Origin of the sequence: Pseudomonas sp. USHLN015 (assembly GCF_037153275.1) — a bacterium.
Lineage (GTDB): Bacteria > Pseudomonadota > Gammaproteobacteria > Pseudomonadales > Pseudomonadaceae > Metapseudomonas > Metapseudomonas tohonis.
In genome coordinates this window covers 141,008-160,753 of sequence record NZ_JBBCKP010000001.1, presented here as the reverse complement: position 1 = coordinate 160,753, position 19,746 = coordinate 141,008, and the positions used below count along the sequence as shown (strand labels likewise).

Here is a 19,746-nt window from a genome sequence, read left to right as displayed (position 1 = left end):
ACGTCGAGACATCCATGCCTGAACTACCTGAAGTCGAAACCACGCGGCGGGGCATCGCGCCCTACCTCGAGGGCCAGCGCGTGAGCCGCGTGGTGGTGCGTGAGCGCCGCCTGCGCTGGCCCATCCCGGAGGACCTCGACGTGCGCCTGTCCGGCCAGCGTTTCGTGGTCGTCGAGCGCCGCGCCAAGTACCTGCTGCTGCAGGCCGAGGCGGGCACGCTGATCAGCCACCTGGGTATGTCCGGCAACCTGCGCCTGGTGGAGACGGGGACGCTGGCGGCCAAGCACGAGCATGTGGATATCGAGCTGGAGTCGGGCCTGGCGCTGCGCTACACCGATCCGCGGCGCTTCGGCGCGCTGCTATGGAGCCCGGATCCGCACAACCACGAATTGCTGCGCAACCTCGGCCCCGAGCCGCTGACGGACCTGTTCGACGGTGACCGCCTGTACCAGCTCTCCCGCGGGCGCAGCATGGCGGTCAAACCCTTCATCATGGACAACGCCGTAGTGGTGGGCGTGGGCAACATCTACGCCACCGAGGCGCTGTTCGCCGCCGGCATCGACCCGCGCCGCGAGGCGGGCAGCGTGTCGCGGGCGCGCTACTTGAGGCTCGCCGAGGAGATCAAGCGCATCCTCGCCCACGCCATCGAGCGCGGTGGCACCACGCTGCGCGACTTCGTCGGCGGCGACGGCCAGCCGGGTTATTTCCAGCAGGAGCTGTTCGCATATGGGCGCGGCGGCGAGTTCTGCAAGGTCTGTGGTTCCACCCTGCGCGAGGTCAAGCTGGGGCAACGGGCGAGCGTCTACTGCCCGCGCTGCCAGCGTTAGCGGGGCGCACTCTCCCGTACCGTGCCGAGAACAATAAGAAGAGGTGAAGGATGTCCGGCAACTACCTGCCCCGCAACGCGGTTGCGGAGGCCATCGGCCATGGGGTCTTCCGGCTCCTGGGCTGGCGCATCGAGGGGCAGCTGCCGCCCCTCGACAAGTTCGTGGTGATCGGCGCGCACCACACGTCCAACTGGGATTTCGTGCTGTTCATCGCGGCCAAGTTCATCCTCCGCCTGAACGCCCGCTGGTTCGGCAAGCACAGCATCTTCCGCTGGCCGTTCGCCGGGCTGATGGAGCGCTGGGGCGGCATTCCCATCCAGCGCCACCTCAAGCTCAACCAGGTCGAGCAGGCCGTGCAGGTCTTCGCCGAGAACCGCGAATTCATCCTCGTGCTGTCGCCGGAAGGCACGCGCAAGCGGGTGGAGCGCTGGAAGATGGGCTTCTACCACATCGCCCGTGGCGCGCAGGTCCCGGTGGTGCCGGCGGCACTGGACTACCGCAACCGGCGCATCGTCATCGGCGAGCCGTTCTGGACCACCGGCGATGCCGCGGCCGATCTGCGCCGCCTGCTGGCGTTCTACCTGCCGTACGAGCCGAAAAAACCCGACTACGCTTTTAACGGCGATTGAAGGCCGTCACGCTGAAAAGCGCGCGGGCACTGTTATAGTTAGCCGCATTACTCCTCTAATAGCCGAAGGATTGCATCATGAACCTGTTCCGCACTTCCGCTGCTGTCTTGGCGCTGACCACTGGCCTCATGGCGCTGCAGGCGCAGGCTGAGGTGGTGCAGCAGAACGCCAGCGGCGACCCGATGTACACCGCCGACGCGCCGCCCGCCTATTCCATGGTCGGCGACCTGCTGATCGCCCGTCCGCTGCTCATCGGTGCGACCGTCGTCGGTGCCGGACTGTTCGTGGTGAGCCTGCCCTTCAGCGCCCTGGGCGGCAATGTCGGTGCCGCCGGCAAGGCCCTGGTGGTCGATCCGGGCAAGGAAGCCTTCGTGCGTTGCCTGGGCTGCACCAGCAGCGGTTACCAGAAAGACTGATCGCGCTATTCTCGGCTCCTCGAGCCGGAGACGGCCCCTTGCCCAGCGATGAGCAAGGGGCCGTTTGCATTTATGGCGCCCCGTTCGGCGCCTGCCAGGGAGGGGGATGAGGTGAAGGGTTTTCCAATTACCGCGCTGCTGGTGCTGGCGGCCGTCGGGCTTGCCGGCAGCTTCTGGATGAGTGCCGGCTGGCTGCAGCTTTGCGCGGGGCTGGCGCTGTTCCTCTTCGGCATGCAGTGCCTGGAGGAGGGGCTGCGTGACCTGGCCGGCGGCAAGCTCGAGCAGTTGCTGGGGCGTAGCACCTCGACGCCGTTCAAGGGCCTGATGTTCGGTGTCTGCGGGACGCTGCTGCTGCAGTCCAGCACCCTGGTTTCCCTGCTCACCATCGCCTTCATCAGTACCGGGCTGATCCAGCTGGCCGGCGGCATCGCCATCCTCTTCGGCGCCAACCTCGGGGCCACCAGCGGCATCTGGCTGCTGGCCATGGCTGGGCAGAACCTCAGCCTCAGCCCCATGGCCCTGCCGCTGCTGGTGTTCGGCGTGCTCGCCGGCTTCGTCGGCCCGCGCAGCAAGGCGGCCGGGCGCATCGTGCTGGGCATCGCCTTCATCTTCCTCGGCATCGACCAGATCAAGGATGGCTTCGCCAGCTTCGGCGGTGGCTTCGACATGAGCGGCCACCAAGTCGACGGGCTGGCCGGAAGCCTGATGTTCGCGGTCATCGGCCTGCTGGTCACCGTGGTGCTGCAATCGAGCCATGCGGCCCTGATGCTGACCCTCGCGGCCCTGGCCGGCGGCCAGCTGGAGCTGGGTCAGAGCCTGGCGATCGCCATCGGCTCCAACATTGGCAGCAGCGTCACCACCGCCTTCGTCGGCTCGCTCGGCGGCAACCGCAGCGGCCAGCGTCTGGCATTGGCCCATGTGCTGTTCAACGTCGTCACCGGCGTGCTCGCCTTCGCCCTGCTCGGCCCCCTGACCTGGCTGGTGCATGCCCTGGCGGAGCCGATGGGTCTGGGAGACAACCCGCTGATCCAGCTGGCGATGTTCCACACCCTGTTCAACGCGTTGGGCGTGATGCTGTTCTGGCCCGGGCAGGCGCTTCTTGCGACCCTGCTGGTGCGCTGGCTGCCCGAGCGCAGCGAGCCCCAGGTGCTGATCACCGAACTGGCGGTGGGGCCGGCGGAGGCGGAGCGGATCCGCGCGCGCTACCTCAGCGAACGCGCCCTGGATTCGGCCGACGCGGCGGCCAGCGCGGTGGTGCAGGAGCTGCGCCATCTCGGGCGCCTGAGCCTGGAGGTGATCTGCCACGCGCTGTTTTTGCCGGTGGACCTGCTGGGCAAGGACCGCCCCGACGAGGCCGCGTTGCAGGCACCGCCCGTGCGCCATCACCTGGATGCCGAGACGCTCTACCAGCGCCACATCAAGGGTGTGTACGGCGACCTGCTGAGCTTCATGGGGCGCCTGGAGGTGACGCTGGACGAGGCGCACCAGCAGTTCTGGGTCAGCTGCCAGGTGGCGGCGCTGCAGCTGGTGGATGCGGTGAAGGATGCCAAGCACCTGCAGAAGAACCTCGGCCATTACCTGGAGGGCGGGCCGTCGGCGACGCGGGATGCCTACGTGGAGCTGCGCCGCCACTTGCTGGCGACCTTGCACCAGGTGCGCGAGCTGAGCCGTTCGGAGCTGCCGGACGAAGTCTGGTCGCAGCACCTGCAATGGCTCGACGAGAAGGCCGCGGATTTCGATGGCGACTTCCGTGACCGCCTGTTCGCCGCGGTGCGCAGTGGCCAGCTGGATGGCCTGCAGATGAGTTCGCTGATGAACGACCTGGGCTATGCCAGCCGCATCATCCAGAGCCTGCGCAACGTGCTGATGATCGGCCAGGGCCAGGGGCTGTTCCGCAAGGCTGCGGCGATGGACGACGAAGGGGTGATCGAGCTGCCCTGAGCCGCGAGGCTCAGCGCCGCTCCTCCTCCAGCGTCTTGGCCAGGCCCACGCCGCGCGGGTCGCTGGCGGCTTCGATACGGCCGCCGTCCTTGTCCCAGAACAGCACTTGCTGGTTGCCGTAGCCGCGCTCGACGCGTTTCAGGCTGTAGCCACGCGACTGCAGTGCGGCGATCTCGGCGTCGCTGAAGGTGCTCGGCTCGTGCTCGATGACGTCGGGCAGGTACTGGTGGTGGTAGCGCGGCACCGCCGGCCAGCGGGCGACGGGCTGGCCGTCGAGGTATTCCAGTATCGACAGCAGCACCATGCTGGGGATGCGGCTGCCGCCCGGGGTGCCGAAGGCGGTGAATTCCTTCGCGCTCTCGATGAAGGTGGGGCTCATGCTCGACAGCGGGCGCTTGCCGGCGGCCACCGCGTTGGCCTGGCTGCCGGCCAGGCCATAGGCGTTGGCGCCGTGGGTGTCGGCGGCGAAGTCGTCCATCTCGTCGTTGAGCAGCACGCCGGTGCCCGGGGCGACGAAGGCGGCGCCGAAGGGCAGGTTCACCGACAGCGTGGCGGCGACGGCGTTGCCGTCCTTGTCGATCACCGCGAAGTGGGTGGTGTGGTCGCCCTCGCGCCAGGCGGGGGCGGGCGGCAGGCTGGCGCTGGGGGTGGCGCGCTGCGGGTCGATGCCGGCGGCCAGGCGCTTCAGGTAGTCCGGCGCGAGCAGCTGGCTCACCGGGTTGGCGATGAAGTCGGGGTCGCCCAGCAGGCCACGGTCGCGGTAGGCACGGCGCAGCGCCTCGACCACGTAGTGGGTGCGCTGCAGCTTGTCGCCTTCACGCCAGGGCAGCTGCTGCAGCATCGCCAGGCTCTGGGCCAGGGCCACGCCGCCGGCCGAGGGCGGCGGTGCGCTGATCAGTTCGCGGCCGTCGGCCAGGGCGTAGCGCAGCGGTTGGCGTTCCACCACGCGGTAGCTGTCCAGGTCCTGCTGGGTCCAGATGCCACCGGCATCGCGCACGCCCTTCACCAGCTTTGTGGCGGTCTCGCCGGCATAGAAACCGGCCTTGCCGTAGCGGGCGATGCGCTCCAGGGTGCGCGCCAGGTCGGGTTGGCGCAGCAGGCTGAATTCATCGGGCACCTCGCCCTTGTCGTCGAGGAAGATGCGCGCCGTCTCGGGGTCGTCGCGCATCGCCGCGAGGCGGAAGCCGGCGCGCTCGATGTACACGCGATCGACCGAGATGCCGTCGCGGGCCAGGCGGATGGCCGGGGCGAGGGCGTCACCGAGGGGCAGGCGGCCGTGGTGCTGGGACAGGTCCACCAGCGCGGCGGGCAGGCCGGGAATGGCGGCGGCCAGCGGGCCGTTGATGGACAGCTGCGGCTGTACCTTGCCGTCGCGCATGTAGAGATCAGGGCGCGCGGCGAGGGGCGCGCGTTCGCGGGCGTCGAGGAACAGGTAGGTGGGTTGCTTGTCGCCGGCCTTGCGCAGGAGGAAGAAACCGCCGCCGCCGAGGCCGGAGCCGTGGGGCTCGGCCACTGCCAGGGCGGCGCTGATGGCCACCGCGGCGTCGAAGGCGTTGCCGCCCATGGCCAGGGTCTCCAGGCCGGCCACGGTGGCCGAGGGCTGGGCGCTGGCCACGGCCGCCTGGTCGGGAGGCGCCGCCCGCAGTGCGACGCTGAACAGCAGCAGCGCCGCGAGCAGGGCGGGGCGCCAGGCCGTGTCACGGAGCTGGCGGCCCATGGCGTCAGGCCTTGCCCGTGAGCTTCAGGTACTTGTCCATCAACTGCTCGCGGGTTTCGACACGGGCGTCGTCGAGGGGGATGCAGTCCACCGGGCAGACCTGCTGGCACTGCGGCTCGTCGTAGTGGCCGACGCACTCGGTACACAGGTTCGGGTCGATGACATAGATCTCCTCGCCCTGGGAGATGGCCCCGTTGGGGCACTCGGGTTCGCAGACGTCGCAGTTGATGCAGTCGTCGGTGATCTTGAGGGACATGGAACAACTCCTACCGTCGCCGTGCGGCGGCGGTGCTCAGCAGACAATGGCGGAATTGTGCCGGAATGGCGCGGTCGGCGCACCTTTTGCGCGCGCCGACCGCCGTATCGCGGGGCTCAGCGCTTGAAGCGCTCGGCCAGGGCCTCGGCCACCGCGGGGTGGACGAACTTGGTGATGTCCCCGCCCAGGGCCGCTATTTCGCGCACCAGGGTGGAGGAGATGAAGGAGTACCGCTCCGACGGGGTGAGGAACATGCTCTCCACGTCCGGCGCCAACTGGCGGTTCATGTTGGCCAGCTGGAACTCGTACTCGAAATCGGAGACGGCGCGCAGGCCACGGAGGAAGACATTGGCCTTCTGCTCCTTGACGAAGTGCGCCAGCAGGGTGGAGAAGCCCACCACCTCGACGTTGGGCAGGTGCTTGGTGACTTCCCTGGCCAGCTCGACGCGTTGCTCCAGGGAGAACAGCGGGTTCTTCTTGGGGCTGGCGGCCACCGCGATGATCACGGTGTCGAACAGGCGGGAGGCACGTTCGATCAGATCGCCGTGGCCTTTGGTGATCGGGTCGAAGGTGCCCGGATACAACACTCGGTTCATCGCTACGTCCTGGCAGGGGTCCGTAAGGGAATCGGATGGTAGCGCAGCATGCCCCGGCGGCCAAGACGCCGGAGCATGCCGGTTTATCCCGCTCAGGCGCTCTTGAGGCGCTCGGCGAGGGCGGTGGATAGCTGTGCGGTCAGCCCGTAGACCGACAGCTGCGGATTGGCGCCGATGCTGGTGGGGAACAGCGAGCCGTCGTGGATCGACAGGTTGGCCAGCTGGTGGTGACGGCCGAGGCTGTCGGTGACCGCCTGCTTGGGGTCCTCGCCCATGGCGCAACCGCCCATCACGTGGGCGCTGCCCAGGCGGGTGCGGTACAGCTCGAGCGACAGGCCGTCGATCAGCGTGCGCGCCTCGGCGGCGGTCTTCACGTAGCCGGCGTCGGCATGCAGCGGCAGCACGGCCTTGGCCCCGGCGGCGAACTGGATCTCGGCCATCACCTGGAAGGCGCGGCGCACGCCGTCCCAGGTGTAGTCGGTCATGCGGTAGTCGAGCACCGGGCTGCCGTCGCCGCGCAGTTCCACCGTGCCTTCGGCGCTGTCCGGGTGGAAGCCGTCGCGCAGCAGGGCGAGCATCACGTTGGTGTGCGGCAGCTGCTCCATGCGCAGGGCGTTGTCGATGCCGAAGCGGCCGAGCAGGGTGGCGGTGAGCGCAGGCTGCAGTGGCGGCACTTCGAGCTTGTAGGACATGCGCCCGGTGGTGCCGTCGTCCCACTGGTAGTGGTCGGAGTAGATGGATTGCGGCGCGCCATAGAACGGGTTGATCACCTGCTCGAACTGGGCGGCGGAGAAGTTCACCAGGTGCAGGAAGGTGCGCTTGCCGGTGCGGCCGTGCGGGTCGGGCGCGTCGGAGCGCAGCAGCAGGCCGGGGGTGTTGATGCCGCCACCGGAGAGCACGTAGTGCCGCGCCTTGACGGTGATGGTACGGCCGGTGGGCGCCACGCAGCGCTCGTCCATGCCCTGGCATTCGATGCCGGTGACCTTGTCGCCGTCGATCAGCAGGCGATGGGCGCGGGCCAGGTAGAGCAACTCGCCGCCCTTGTCGAGGGTCGCGGGGATGGTGGTGACCAGCATCGACTGCTTGGCGTTGGTCGGGCAGCCCATGCCGCAGTAGCCGAGGTTCCAGCAGCCGCGCACGTTGCGCGGGATGACCTTCCAGTGCAGGCCGAGCTTCTCGCAACCGCTGCGCAGCACGTCGTTGTTGGGGTTCGGCGGAATGGCCCAGGGCGCGACGCCCAGGCGCTGTTCCATCTTCTCGAACCAGGGGGCCATCTCTGCCGGGCTGTGGCCCTTGACGCCGTGCTCCCTGGCCCAGTGCTCCAGGGTCGGGTCGGGGGTGCGGAAGCTGGAGGTCCAGTTGATCAGGGTGGTGCCGCCCACGGCCCGGCCCTGGAGGACGGTCACCGCGCCGTCCTTGGTCATGCGGCCGATGCCTTCCTGGTAGAGGCTCGGGTAGGCCTCGGCTTCCTGCATCTTGAAGTCGCTGCTGGTCTTCAGCGGGCCTTCCTCGATGATCAGCACCTTGTAGCCGGCGGCGCTGAGTATCTCGGCGGTGGTGCCGCCGCCCGCGCCGGAGCCGACGATGGCGACATCGGCCTCCAGGGTCAGGTCCTGCTCGAGTCGCGAGCCATTGTGGGTCTTCCAGCCGCGGGCCATGCCGTCGGCGAACAGATCGGGTACGGGCATCAGTCAATCCTCGGTCTCGCCGAAAGCGGCCGGTCGTCGCCGGCGCCTGGTCGAGTGGTGCTTCTTGTCGTTGTGGTGGGCGCGGTCAGACGGTCGGCGGACCGGGATAACCGCAATGCGCCCAGGCTTCCTGCCTGCTGTACCAGGCCATCATCACCAGCTGCAGCAGGGAGGCGTGCCCCATCTTCAGCAGGCCGATGAAGCTGTTCTGCCAGCGGTCGAGGAAGTTGCGCACATCCTCGGCGCTGGCGTTCTCCCAGCTGCCCCAGACGCCGGTCAGCGGACCCCGGGTGATGGGCAGGGCGAGCACGTCGAAGAGCTGCACGGTGAGCTTGAGCATCTCCGGGGACAGCCGGTCCAGGGCGTAGTCCAGGCTCTGGATGGTGCCGGCCACGGCTTGCGGCATCTGCTCGGCACTGACCGCGCCATCGAGCATCACCGGGATCAGGGCGCGCAGGAAGGGCAGGTCGGAGTCGCGCAGGATCGCCAGGCCGTTGGCCGGGACGCTGGCGGAGCAGCCGGAGAGGGTGGCGGTGACGCCGGCCGTGGCGAGGAAGGCAGAGCCGAACAGGCCGACTTTGAGCAGGCTGCGCCGGGAAAGTCCCGGCGCGTTCAGGGTGGTCTCGGTCATTGTTGTTATGTACCCGTCTGATCCTTAGGGGGGCGTTAGCGGACGAACAGCTTGTAGACCAGCTTCTGGATCGATTTGCCGTAGGGCGGGTAGATCATCCGCGCGGCGTTGAAGCGCTGCTTGATGAACACGCCCTTGGCCTTGCTGAAGGTGAGGAACCCTTCATGCCCGTGGTAGTGGCCCATGCCCGAGGGGCCGACGCCGCCGAAGGGCATGTCGTCCTGGGCCACGTGCAGCAGGGTGTCGTTCAGGCACACGCCGCCGGAGTGGGTTTCATGCAGCACGCGCTGCTGCTCGCGCTTGTCGTAGCCGAAGTAATAGAGCGCCAGCGGGCGCGGGCGCTGGTTGATATAGGCGAAGGCCTGGTCGAGGCGCTCGTAGGGGACGATGGGCAGCAGCGGGCCGAAGATCTCGTCCTGCATCAGCTTCATGTCGTCCTTCACATCGAGCACCAGGGTGTGCGGCAGGCGGCGGCCCTGGGCCTCGGGGAACAGCGGCACCAGGCGCGCGCCCTTGGCCTCGGCATCCTGCAGGTAGCCGTTGAGACGCTGCAGCTGGCGTTCGTTGATGATCGCGGTGTAGTCCGGGTTGTCCTTCAGTTGCGGGTAGAAGGATTTCACCGCGGTGCGGTAGGCCTCGACGAAGCCTTCGACGCGATCCCTGGGCACCAGCACGTAGTCGGGGGCGACGCAGGTCTGCCCGGCGTTCATGGTCTTGCCGAAGGCGATGCGTTCGGCGGCGTGGTCCAGCGGCACCTCGTGGGAGACGATGGCCGGCGACTTGCCGCCCAGCTCCAGGGTCACCGGGGTCAGGTTCTCGGCGGCGGCACGCATGACGTGGCGGCCGATGCTGGTGGCGCCGGTGAACAGCAGGTGGTCGAAGGGCAGCTTGGAGAAGGCGACACCGACATCGGCCTTGCCCAGGCAGACGGCGACGAGGTCCTCGGGGAAGATGCGCGCCATCAGCTCCTTGAACAGCTGGGAGGTGGCGGGGGTGGATTCGCTCATCTTCACCATCACGCGGTTGCCCGCGGCCAGGGCGCCGACCAGCGGGCCGATGGCGAGGAACAGCGGGTAGTTCCACGGCACGATCACGCCGACCACGCCCAGGGGCTGGTAGATGACCTTGGCCGATGCCGGCTGGAAGGCCATGCCGACGGCGCGGCGCGAGGGCTTCATCCAGCGGCGCACGCGGTTCTTGGCGTAGTGGATGCCGTGCAGGCTGGGCATGATCTCGGCCAGCAGGGTTTCATCCGCCGAGCGGTTGCTGAAGTCCTGGCTGATGGCGCGGATCAGCGCGTCCTGCTCGTCGAAGATCAGGTCGCGCAGGGATTTGAGCCACTGGATGCGCTGGTCGGCACTGGGCATCGGGTTGTCGCCATAGGCGGCACGTTGGCGGGCGAACAGCTCCTCGAGCTGGTTGATCTGCTGCTGGGCCTGCTGCAGATAGGCTACGTCGGCGACCATGAGCGACACCTCTCTAATTATTGTTGAAAACCGCTGCTGGATTTTTAGAGTAATTGCTCTAGTGTGTCAAATAGCATGGCGCGACAGGGCTCGCCCTGCCTACCGAACGAAAAGTTGGGCCGGCCTCCGGGCGGCCTGTAGATGGGGCAGGGAGGCCACACGAACAGGGTGCGATACGGAACGCGGAGCGCCGTGGAGGCACTCTCTGTTCCGGGACTCTGTGTAGTTTTGTTACCCTCGCCGGCTCCCCGGCAGCAGTGAGACCGATCCGCGCATGGCCCCACGTATCAAGACCCGCGAGCGAATCGTGCAATCCAGCCTGGAGCTGTTCAATGCCCAGGGGGAGCGCAACGTCACCACCAACCACATCGCCGCTCACCTGGGGATGTCGCCGGGCAACCTCTATTACCACTTCCGCAACAAGCAGGTGATCATCGCCGAGCTGTTCGCCGAGTACGAATCACGGGTCGACGCCTTCCTGCGCCTGCCTGGGGACCGCGCGCTGACGGTGGAGGACAAGACCTTCTACCTGGAGGCGTTGCTGGCGGCGATGTGGCACTACCGCTTCCTGCACCGCGACCTTGAGCACCTGCTGGAATCCGACGCCGAGCTGGCGGCGCGCTACCGGGTCTTCGCCCAGCGCTGCCTGGGGCATGCCCAGGCCATCTACCGGGGCTTCGTCGAGGTCGGCATCCTGCTGATGAACGATGCGCAGATCGAGGCCCTGGCCCTCAACAGCTGGATCATCATGACCTCCTGGGTGCGCTTCCTCTGCACCACCCGGGGCGACCCGGGCGACCTCAACGAGGAGATGCTGCGCCGTGGCATCTACCAGGTGCTGGCGCTGGAGGGGGGCTATATCGCCGCGGAGGCGCAGGAGGCGGTGGCGGCGCTCTACGAGAAGCTCTACGTGCCTCTCGACCTGGTGGTGCAGGGCTAGCGGGCGAGCCCCGCCAGCCACTGCGGTATGCGCCGTTCCAGGTAGTAGTCGGGCTTGCCCGGCGTACCGCCGATGAAGCCGACGTGACCGCCTTTCTCGTGCAGCTCCAGGCGCGTGCTGGCGGACAACTCGTGGGCCTCGGGGATGCTGTGGCGGAACACGAAGGGGTCGTCGGCGGCTTGGATCAGCAGCGCGGGCACGCGGATCTCACCGAGGAAGTAACGGCTGGAGGCGCGGCGGTAGTAATCGTCGGCGTCGGCGTAGCCGTGCAGGGGCGCGGTGATGCGGCCGTCGAAATCCCAGAAGGTGCGCATGCCGTCCAGCGGGCCTAGTTTTTCCAGCACCGAGAGGCGATCGGCCTGGCCCTGGTGGGCGAACAGGCGCTGCTTGTCGCGCACGTAGGCGACCATCTCGCGCATGAAATGGCGCTGGTAGACCCGCGAGAAGCCGGCGCCGATGCGGTCGGCGCACTGGTCCAGGCGGAAGGGCACCGAGACCGCGACGGCCCCGCGCAGGACACACGCCTCGCCGCTTTCACCCAGGTACTTGAGCAGCACGTTGCCGCCCAGCGAGTAACCGACGGCGAACAGCGGTGCCAGCGGGCGCACGCGGCGCAGGTGTTCGACGGTGGCGGCCAGGTCCTCGCTGGCGCCGGAGTGGTAGCCCCGGGGCAGCAGGTTGGGTTCGCCCGAGCAGCCGCGCCAGTTGATCGCCACGCTGGACCAGCCGCGCCCGGCCAGTTGCTGTTGCAGGCCGAGCACGTAGAGCGAGCTGGATGAGCCGGTGAGGCCGTGGAGCACCAGCACCAGCGGCGACTCGGCGTCGTGCGGGCCGTGCCAGTCGAGGTCGAGGAAGTCGCCATCCTCCAGCCACAGGCGCTCGCGCCGACGCTCCAGCTGCGGTGGTTTGCGGCAGAAGGGCGACCAGAGGGTCTGCAGGTGCGGGCCCGGCAGCCACCAGGCGGGGTTGAAGTCGCTCACGCCTGGCGATGCCACAGGGCGTAGTGCACGGTGCTGGCCTTCTTCTCCCGGTGCAGGCGCCAGTTGCCCGGCAGGCCGAGGCTGGAAGGGGCGCTCTCGCTCTCGGTGTAGATCCAGGCGTCGGCGGCCAGCCAGCCATTCTCTTCCAGCAGTGCGCAGGCCGGCTGCAGCAGCGCGAGGTTGAAGGGCGGGTCGAGGAACACCAGGTCATAGGGGCGTGGCGTCTGGGTGGCCAGGTAGCGCAGCGCGTCGGCCTGAAGCAGTTGGCCGGCGCCGCAGCCGAGGGTGTCCAGGGTGCCGCGCAAGGCGGCGATCGAGTCGGGGTTCAGGTCCAGCGCCAGGGCTTCCTGGGCGCCGCGGGACAGCGCCTCCAGGTACAGGGCGCCGCTGCCGGTGAAGGGGTCGAGCACCCGAGCGCCCTCCACGTAGGGCGCGAGCCAGTTGAACAGGGTTTCGCGCACCCGGTCCGGCGTCGGGCGCAGGCCCGGGCCGTTGGGGAAGGCGAAGCGGCGCGAACGCCACTCGCCACCGATGATGCGCAACTGGCCCTGGCCCCCGTGGGGAGCCGGGGCTTTCTTCGGTGAACGTGCGGCCATCAGTGCTCCGGGATGCCAAAGCTGGGTTTGAAACGCTTCTCCGTCGGCGCCGGCAGTTCCTTCTGGGGAACGGTCGGGCCGGCGGTGACGATGACGAAGCTGTCCGGGTTCAGGTGCTTGTCCATGGCGGCCTTGACCTGTTCGACACTGAGCCCCTGCACCTGTTTCATGAAGTCTTCCAGGTAGGTCAGCGGCAGGCCGTAGAAGCCGATGGCGCCGAGCTGGCCGACGATGTCGGCGTTGCTCGCGGTGGACAGCGGGAAGCTGCCGGCCAGTTCGCGCTTGGCATCGTCCAGCTCCTTCTGCGTCGGGCCCTTGGCCAGGTAGTCGCGGACGATGTCCTTGACCAGCTTGAGGGTGCCGTCGCTCAGTTCGGCGCGGGTCTGCAGGCCGATCATGAAGGGGCCGGCGACCTGCATGGCGGTGAAGCCGGAGCTGACGCCGTAGGTCAGGCCGCGCTTCTCGCGCACCTCTTCCATCAACCGGGTGCCGAAGCCGCCGCCGCCGAGGATCTGGTTGCCCAGGTAGAGCGCGGCGTAGTCGGGTTCGTTGCGGTCGATGCCGAGCTGGGCCAGCAGCAGGTGGGTCTGCGCCGACGGGAACTCGATGTGGGTGGTGCCCGGCTTGGGCGTCTCGGGCGTCGCCACCTTGGCCAGCTTCGGCCCTTTCGGCAGGGCTTCGGAGACACGCTTGGCGATGGCCTCGGCTTCCTCGCGGGAAAGGTCGCCGACCAGTGCGATCACCACGTTGCCGGCGGCGTAGGCCTTCTTGTGGAAGGCCTGCAGCTGGGCGACGCCGATGGCGGGGATGGATTTCTCGTCACCCTCGCTGGAGTGGGCGTAGGGGTGTTTGCCGTAGAGCTTGTCGAACAGTGCCAGGCCGGCGAGCTTGCCGGGGTTCTGCTTCTGGTACTCGAAGCCGGCGAGCATCTGGTTCTTGATGCGCGCCAGGGAGTCCTCGGGGAAGGTCGGCGCGCCGATGACCTGGGTGAACAGGTCCAGGGCCGGGTCGCGCAGCTTCGGGTCGGTCAGGCTGCGCAGGCCGGCCACGGCCATGTCGCGGTAGGCGCCGTTGCTGAAGTCGGCCCCCAGGCCTTCGAAGCCCTGGGCGATGGCGGTGACGTCCTTGCCCTTCACGCCTTCGTTGAGCATGGCGTTGGTCAGGGTGGCCAGGCCGGGGGCGTCGCCGTCCTGGCTGCTGCCGGCGGCGAAGGTCAGGCGCAGGTCGAACATCGGCAGCTCGGGGGCGGCGACGAAGAGCACCTTGGCGCCTTCGGCCGTGTCCCAGGTCTGGATGTCCAGGTCTCGGCGGGCCGGGGCCTTGCCGTCCAGTTCGGTGATGGATTCGAGTTTCGGCGGCTCATCGGCCTCGGCGGCCTGGGCCGGCGGGGTGCGGTCGACGACGATGAACAGCAGGACGCCCAGCAGGGCGATCAGGGCCAGGCCGAGCAGGCCGTATCGCAGGCCGTTGCGCTCACTCATGGCTAGCCTCCTCGGGCAGGACGTGGGCGACGCTCAGGCGGTCGCGGGTGAAGAAGGTCTTGGCGGCGGCCTGGATGTCGGCCGGGGTCACGGCTTCCAGGGCGGCGAGGTCCTGGTCCATCAGCTTCCAGGACAGGCCGACGGTTTCCAGCTGGCCGATGGTGGTGGCCTGGCTGGTGATGGAGTCGCGTTCGTAGACCAGCCCGGCGATCACCTGGGCACGCACGCGCTTGAGTTCCTCGTCGCTCGGCGGGTTTTTCTTCAGGTCTCCCAGCTCCTTCCACAGGCCGGCTTCGGTCTGCTCCAGGGTCTTGCCCTTCTGCACGTTGGGCGTGGCGCTGAGCATGAACAGGCTGTCGCCGCGCGCGTAGCCGTCGTAGTTGGCCGAGGCGCCGCTGACCAGCTCCTCGCCACGCTCCAGGCGGCTGGGCAGGCGGGCGCTGTAGCCGCCATCGAGCAGGGCGGAGATCAGGCGCAGGGCGTGGACCTGGCGGGGCTCCTTGGCGGTGGCGAGGCCGGGGACGTTGAAGCCCATGATCAGGCTCGGCAGCTGGGTCTTCACGTGCAGGACGATGCGGCGCTCACCCGGTGCGGCGAGCTCCAGGGGCTTCTTCGAGGGCGGTACGGCGCGGCCGGGGATGCCGCCGAACCAGCGCTGGGCCAGGGCCTTGACCTCTTCGCCCTTGACGTCGCCGACCACCACCAGGGTGGCGTTGTTGGGCACGTACCAGGACTCGTACCAGTGGCGCAGTTCCTCGACCTTCATGCGGTCCAGGTCGGCCATCCAGCCGATGGTGGGGGTGTGGTAGCCGCTGGCGGGATAGGCCATGGCCTTGAAGCGCTCGAAGGCCTTGGCGGTGGGGCGGTCGTCGGTGCGCAGGCGGCGCTCTTCCTTGATCACCTCGATCTCGCGCTCGAACTCTTCCGGCGGCAGGCGCAGGCTGGCCATGCGGTCGGCCTCCAGCTCGAAGGCGACGCTCAGGCGGTCGCGCGCCAGGACCTGGTAATAGGCGGTGTAGTCGTCGCTGGTGAAGGCGTTCTCCTCGGCACCGAGGTCGCGCAGCACCAGGGAAGCCTCGCCCGGGCCGAGCTTGCGGCTGCCCTTGAACATCATGTGTTCGAGGGCGTGGGAGAGGCCGGTCTGGCCCGGGGTCTCGTAGCTGGAGCCGACCTTGTACCAGAGCTGGGAAACTACCACCGGGGCCCTGTGGTCTTCTCTGACGACGATTTTCAGGCCGTTTTCGAGGGTGTATTCATGGGTGGGTTGGGATTCTGCGGCATGGGCGGCTATCGGCAGACAAAGGGCGCCGAACAGCAAGCCGACGGCGTGGCGGGCAATCGCTTTCATCGATGTTTTTGACCTTTCGGACGGCCCCGGCGGACGTACCGCCTGCGGGCGAAGAGGTGCTAGGATACTCCATCCCTTTCCGGCACGGCGACGCTACCGGGCCAGGCCCAGAGCGGCCGCTCCTTGAGATACAAGCTACCCATGTTTGGTTCCAACGACGACAAGAAGACGCCGGCCGAGGCCGCTGAGAAAAAATCACTGTTCGGCTGGCTGCGCAAGAAACCGCAGGAAGCGGCTCCCGTGCCGCCCGCAGAACCCGTCCCATCCGAGCTGCCTCCCGTCGAGGCGGAGCCCGTGGCACCCGCGCCCGTGGCGGAACCCGTTGCCGAGGTGGCGCCCGCCGCCCCGCCGGTCGAGCCGCAGCCCGAGCCCACCCCCGCTGCGCCGCAGCCGCCGGTGGACCTGGCGCCGGTCCCGGCCGAGCCTGTCGCACCCGCACCCGCACCCGCACCCGCACCCGCACCCGCACCTGCACCTGCACCCGCACTTGCACCTGCAGCGCCGGTCGAGCCTGTCGTCAGTGCCCCCGCGCCGACCGCCGAGGCCGCCCCGGCGCCGGTTGTCGAGGCTCCTGTTCCGGCTGCCGAGCCCGCCGTCGACGCGCCCGCCGCCGCACCGGCCCAGCCGCAGCCCGTGGCCGAAGCCGCCAAGGCCGGTTTCTTCGCCCGCCTCAAGCAGGGCCTGTCGAAAACCAGCGCCAGCCTGGGCGAGGGCATGGCCAGCCTGTTCCTCGGGCGCAAGGCCATCGACGATGACCTGCTCGACGAGATCGAGACCCGCCTGCTGACCGCCGACGTCGGCGTCGAGGCCACCACCGCCATCGTCCAGAGCCTGACCCAGAAGGTCGCGCGCAAGCAGCTGGCCGACAGCGACGCCCTGTACCAGGCCCTGCAGGACGAACTCGCCGCGCTGCTCAAGCCGGTCGAACAGCCCCTGCGGATCGATGCCGGTAAGCGTCCCTACGTGATCCTCGTGGTCGGCGTGAACGGCGTCGGCAAGACCACCACCATCGGCAAGCTGGCCAAGAAGCTGCAGCTCGAAGGCAAGAAGGTCATGCTCGCCGCCGGCGACACCTTCCGCGCCGCGGCCGTTGAGCAGCTGCAGGTCTGGGGCGAGCGCAACAACATCGCCGTCATCGCCCAGCACACCGGTGCCGATTCCGCCTCGGTGATCTTCGATGCCGTGCAGGCCGCGAAGGCCCGTGGCATCGACGTGCTGATCGCCGACACCGCCGGCCGCCTGCACACCAAGGACAACCTCATGGAGGAGCTTAAGAAGGTGCGCCGCGTGATCGGCAAGCAGGACGAGAGCGCCCCCCACGAGGTGCTGCTGGTGCTGGATGCCGGCACCGGCCAGAACGCCATCAACCAGGCCAAGCAGTTCCACCAGGCGGTCAGCCTTTCCGGCCTGGTGCTGACCAAGCTCGACGGCACCGCCAAGGGCGGGGTGATCTTCGCCCTGGCCAAGCAGTTCGGCCTGCCGATCCGCTACATCGGCGTCGGCGAAGGCATCGACGACCTGCGCGATTTCGAGGCCGAGTCCTTCGTTCGCGCGCTGTTCGCGGAGCGGGAGCGCGCATGATCCGTTTCGAGCAGGTGGGCAAGCGGTACCCCAACGGCCACGTCGGCCTGCATGAACTGAGCTTCCGCGTACGCCGTGGCGAGTTCCTCTTCGTCACCGGCCACTCCGGCGCCGGCAAGAGCACCCTGCTGCGCCTGCTGCTCGCCATGGAGCGTCCGACCACCGGCAAGCTCCTGCTGGCGGGCCAGGACCTGTCGCAGATCACCACCTCGCAGATCCCCTTCCTGCGCCGGCAGATAGGCGTGGTGTTCCAGAACCACCAGCTGCTGTTCGACCGCACCGTGTTCGACAACGTCGCCCTGCCGTTGCAGATCCTCGGCCTCGCCAAGCCGGAGATCGCCAAGCGCGTCGGTGTGGCGCTGGAGCGTGTCTCCCTGGCCGACAAGGCCGAGCTCTACCCGGCCGATCTTTCCACCGGCCAGCAACAGCGCGTCGGCATCGCCCGCGCCGTGGTGCACCGCCCGGCCCTGCTGCTGGCGGACGAGCCCACCGGCAACCTCGACCCGCGCCTGGCGGCCGAGATCATGGGCGTCTTCGAGGACATCAACCGCTTGGGCACCACGGTTCTGATCGCCAGCCACGACCTGGCGCTGATCGCCCGCATGCGCCACCGCATGCTCACCCTGCAACGTGGCCGCCTGATCGGCGATGGGGAGGCCGGCTGATGAGTGCGACCCGCATGCCGCCACCCAAGCCCGCCGAGCGGGTGGGCGCCACCGCCAAGCCAACCGAGCCGCAGAAGGGCGGCGACGACGGCCCTGATTTCAGCGCCCTGCTGCACGCCTGGCTGGAGGCGCATCGCGCAAGCCTGGTGGACAGCCTGCGTCGACTGGGCCGCCAGCCCATCGGCAGCTTCTTCACCAGCCTGGTGATGGCCATCGCCCTGAGCCTGCCCATGGGCCTGTCGCTGCTGCTCAACAACGTCGAGCGCCTGGGTGGTTCCTGGCAGCGCGCCGCGCAGATCTCGCTGTTCCTGCAGATGGACGCCGGCGAGGCCGACGGCCAGAAGCTGCGCGAGGAGATCAGCGGCATGGCGGATGTCGCCGAGGTCGAGTGGATCAGCCGCGAGCAGGCGCTGGACGAATTCCAGCAGCAGTCCGGCCTGGGCCAGGCGCTCAAGGAACTGCCGGAGAACCCGCTGCCCGGGGTGATCCTGGTCACCCCCAGGGAAGTCGACAAGACCACCCTCGAGGCCCTGCGCCTGCGCCTGGCCGAGCTGCCCAAGGTGCAACAGGCCCAGCTCGACCTGGTCTGGGTGGAGCGCCTGTCGGCGATCCTCAAGCTGGGCGAGCGCTTCGTCTTCGGCCTGACCCTGCTGCTGGTGTCGGCGCTGCTGCTGGTGATCGGCAACACCATCCGCCTGCACATCGAGAATCGCCGCACCGAGATCGAAGTCATCAAGCTGGTAGGTGGAACCGATGCCTACGTTCGGCGTCCCTTCCTTTATATGGGGGCGCTCTACGGCATCGGTGCCGGCCTGCTGTCCTGGCTGGTGCTGGCCTTCGGCCTGGACTGGCTGAATGATGCGGTGGTCCGACTCGCCGGCCTGTACGGCAGCGACTTCGCCCTTGGCGGCGTGCCATTGGCCGATGGTCTATCCCTGCTTCTGGGCGCGGTGCTGCTGGGGTACATTGGCGCCTGGCTGGCCGTGGCGCGCCATCTCAGCGAGCTGGCGCCGCGCTAGAAATCCCTTGAAAGGACTGCTAATGGACGGGGTGTAACGAAACTTTTACGCCCCCTTGCAGTCATAAAAGCCAGTGCTAAACTGCGCGAGCTTAGTGAATCGGAGGATTCGCATGACCACTTCCCTGCAACCTGTCTATGCCCTGGCTCCCGGTGCGAACCTGGATGCCTACGTGCATGCGGTCAATGGCATCCCGCTGCTGACCCCCGAGCAGGAGCGCGAACTGGCCGAACGCCTCTTCTACCAACAGGATCTGGAAGCGGCGCGGCAAATGGTGTTGGCGCACCTGCGCTTCGTTGTACACATCGCCAAGAGCTACTCCGGCTATGGTCTGGCCCAGGCCGACCTGATCCAGGAAGGCAACGTCGGCCTGATGAAGGCCGTGAAACGCTTCAACCCGGAAATGGGCGTGCGTCTGGTGTCTTTCGCGGTGCACTGGATCAAGGCCGAGATCCACGAATTCATCCTGCGCAACTGGCGCATCGTCAAGGTCGCCACCACCAAGGCACAGCGCAAACTGTTCTTCAACCTGCGCAGCCAGAAGAAACGCCTGGCCTGGCTGAACAACGACGAAGTCCATGCCGTGGCCGAGAGCCTGGGCGTGGAGCCGCGTGAAGTGCGGGAGATGGAAAGCCGGTTGACCGGCCACGACATGGCGTTCGACCCGGCGGCGGATGCCGACGACGATGCCGCCTACCAGTCGCCGGCCCACTACCTTGAGGACCACCGCTACGATCCGGCCCGACAGCTGGAGGAAGCGGACTGGAGCGACAGCTCCACCGCCAGCCTGCACGAAGCGCTGGAAGGCCTGGACGAGCGCAGCCGTGACATCCTAAACCAGCGTTGGCTGGCCGAGGAGAAAGCGACCCTGCATGACCTGGCCGCGAAGTACAACGTCTCCGCCGAGCGTATCCGCCAGCTGGAGAAGAATGCGATGAACAAGCTCAAGGGCTTCATCCAGGCGTAAGC

The 19,746-nt window shown here is 68.1% G+C and carries 19 protein-coding genes; 9 read left to right on the top strand and 10 right to left on the bottom strand.

Going from position 1 to position 19,746, the window contains the following annotated elements:
• Positions 1-14 precede the first annotated feature (14 nt).
• The 4 genes from mutM to WFQ67_RS00705 all read left to right on the top strand — a co-directional run bounded on the left by mutM (position 15) and on the right by WFQ67_RS00705 (position 3,813).
• Positions 15-827: a bifunctional DNA-formamidopyrimidine glycosylase/DNA-(apurinic or apyrimidinic site) lyase gene (gene mutM, locus WFQ67_RS00720; RefSeq protein ID WP_213627873.1), complete on the top strand. Its 813-nt coding sequence runs from the start codon at positions 15-17 to the stop codon at positions 825-827.
• Between the two features lie 50 nt (positions 828-877).
• Positions 878-1,456 carry a lysophospholipid acyltransferase family protein gene (locus WFQ67_RS00715; protein WP_337055952.1) on the top strand — a complete coding sequence of 193 codons (579 nt, stop codon included), beginning with the start codon at positions 878-880 and terminating at the stop codon, positions 1,454-1,456.
• Positions 1,457-1,533: 77 nt separating this feature from the next.
• Positions 1,534-1,872 (top strand): multidrug transporter, encoded by a 339-nt coding sequence (locus WFQ67_RS00710; RefSeq protein WP_173175126.1) that lies wholly within the window; start codon positions 1,534-1,536, stop codon positions 1,870-1,872.
• Positions 1,873-1,983: 111 nt separating this feature from the next.
• Positions 1,984-3,813: a Na/Pi cotransporter family protein gene (locus WFQ67_RS00705; protein ID WP_337055951.1), complete on the top strand. Its 1,830-nt coding sequence runs from the start codon at positions 1,984-1,986 to the stop codon at positions 3,811-3,813.
• Positions 3,814-3,823: 10 nt separating this feature from the next.
• Here WFQ67_RS00705 and ggt read toward each other — a convergent pair whose 3' ends face one another.
• The 6 genes from ggt to WFQ67_RS00675 all read right to left on the bottom strand — a co-directional run bounded on the left by ggt (position 3,824) and on the right by WFQ67_RS00675 (position 10,167).
• Positions 3,824-5,530, bottom strand: coding sequence for a gamma-glutamyltransferase (gene ggt / locus WFQ67_RS00700; protein ID WP_337055949.1), 1,707 nt, complete (start codon positions 5,528-5,530; stop codon positions 3,824-3,826).
• Between the two features lie 4 nt (positions 5,531-5,534).
• On the bottom strand, positions 5,535-5,786 hold the full coding sequence (locus tag WFQ67_RS00695; RefSeq protein ID WP_111264445.1) for a YfhL family 4Fe-4S dicluster ferredoxin: 252 nt from the start codon (positions 5,784-5,786) through the stop codon (positions 5,535-5,537).
• A 116-nt stretch (positions 5,787-5,902) separates the two neighbouring features.
• A complete protein-coding gene (gene coaD / locus WFQ67_RS00690) occupies positions 5,903-6,382 on the bottom strand; it encodes a pantetheine-phosphate adenylyltransferase (RefSeq protein WP_213627881.1) in 480 nt (159 codons plus the stop codon).
• Positions 6,383-6,474: 92 nt separating this feature from the next.
• Positions 6,475-8,070, bottom strand: a complete 1,596-nt coding sequence (locus tag WFQ67_RS00685; protein WP_111264447.1) for a GMC family oxidoreductase — start codon at positions 8,068-8,070, stop codon at positions 6,475-6,477.
• Between the two features lie 85 nt (positions 8,071-8,155).
• Positions 8,156-8,701 carry a twin-arginine translocation pathway signal protein gene (locus WFQ67_RS00680; protein WP_173175119.1) on the bottom strand — a complete coding sequence of 182 codons (546 nt, stop codon included), beginning with the start codon at positions 8,699-8,701 and terminating at the stop codon, positions 8,156-8,158.
• A gap of 35 nt (positions 8,702-8,736) precedes the next feature.
• Positions 8,737-10,167: a coniferyl aldehyde dehydrogenase gene (locus WFQ67_RS00675; RefSeq protein ID WP_337055946.1), complete on the bottom strand. Its 1,431-nt coding sequence runs from the start codon at positions 10,165-10,167 to the stop codon at positions 8,737-8,739.
• A gap of 274 nt (positions 10,168-10,441) precedes the next feature.
• On the opposite strand from WFQ67_RS00675, the gene WFQ67_RS00670 reads away from it, so the two are divergent.
• Entirely contained in the window at positions 10,442-11,107 is a 666-nt protein-coding gene (locus tag WFQ67_RS00670) for a TetR/AcrR family transcriptional regulator (protein WP_111264450.1), read from the top strand.
• On the opposite strand, the gene WFQ67_RS00665 is transcribed toward WFQ67_RS00670, so the two are convergent.
• The 4 genes from WFQ67_RS00665 to WFQ67_RS00650 are packed head-to-tail and all read right to left on the bottom strand — an operon-like array spanning position 11,104 to position 15,512.
• A complete protein-coding gene (locus tag WFQ67_RS00665) occupies positions 11,104-12,087 on the bottom strand; it encodes a hydrolase (protein WP_337055943.1) in 984 nt (327 codons plus the stop codon). The genes WFQ67_RS00670 and WFQ67_RS00665 overlap by 4 nt on opposite strands.
• On the bottom strand, positions 12,084-12,683 hold the full coding sequence (gene rsmD / locus WFQ67_RS00660) for a 16S rRNA (guanine(966)-N(2))-methyltransferase RsmD (RefSeq protein WP_213627889.1): 600 nt from the start codon (positions 12,681-12,683) through the stop codon (positions 12,084-12,086). Before rsmD ends, WFQ67_RS00665 begins: the two co-directional genes overlap by 4 nt.
• Positions 12,683-14,164: a M16 family metallopeptidase gene (locus WFQ67_RS00655; protein WP_285960262.1), complete on the bottom strand. Its 1,482-nt coding sequence runs from the start codon at positions 14,162-14,164 to the stop codon at positions 12,683-12,685. Before WFQ67_RS00655 ends, rsmD begins: the two co-directional genes overlap by 1 nt.
• Positions 14,157-15,512 (bottom strand): M16 family metallopeptidase, encoded by a 1,356-nt coding sequence (locus WFQ67_RS00650; protein WP_337055937.1) that lies wholly within the window; start codon positions 15,510-15,512, stop codon positions 14,157-14,159. Before WFQ67_RS00650 ends, WFQ67_RS00655 begins: the two co-directional genes overlap by 8 nt.
• Before the next feature lie 141 nt (positions 15,513-15,653).
• Here WFQ67_RS00650 and ftsY point away from each other — a divergent pair, with 141 nt between their 5' ends.
• From ftsY to rpoH, 4 genes are all read left to right on the top strand, one after another.
• Positions 15,654-17,093, top strand: a complete 1,440-nt coding sequence (gene ftsY, locus WFQ67_RS00645; RefSeq protein WP_337055935.1) for a signal recognition particle-docking protein FtsY — start codon at positions 15,654-15,656, stop codon at positions 17,091-17,093.
• On the top strand, positions 17,090-17,758 hold the full coding sequence (gene ftsE / locus WFQ67_RS00640) for a cell division ATP-binding protein FtsE (RefSeq protein ID WP_021218338.1): 669 nt from the start codon (positions 17,090-17,092) through the stop codon (positions 17,756-17,758). Before ftsY ends, ftsE begins: the two co-directional genes overlap by 4 nt.
• Positions 17,758-18,777 (top strand): permease-like cell division protein FtsX, encoded by a 1,020-nt coding sequence (gene ftsX, locus WFQ67_RS00635; RefSeq protein WP_173175105.1) that lies wholly within the window; start codon positions 17,758-17,760, stop codon positions 18,775-18,777. The genes ftsE and ftsX overlap by 1 nt, the downstream gene beginning before the upstream one ends.
• Positions 18,778-18,889: 112 nt before the next feature.
• Positions 18,890-19,744, top strand: a complete 855-nt coding sequence (gene rpoH, locus WFQ67_RS00630) for an RNA polymerase sigma factor RpoH (RefSeq protein ID WP_213627899.1) — start codon at positions 18,890-18,892, stop codon at positions 19,742-19,744.
• Positions 19,745-19,746: the final 2 nt, after the last annotated feature.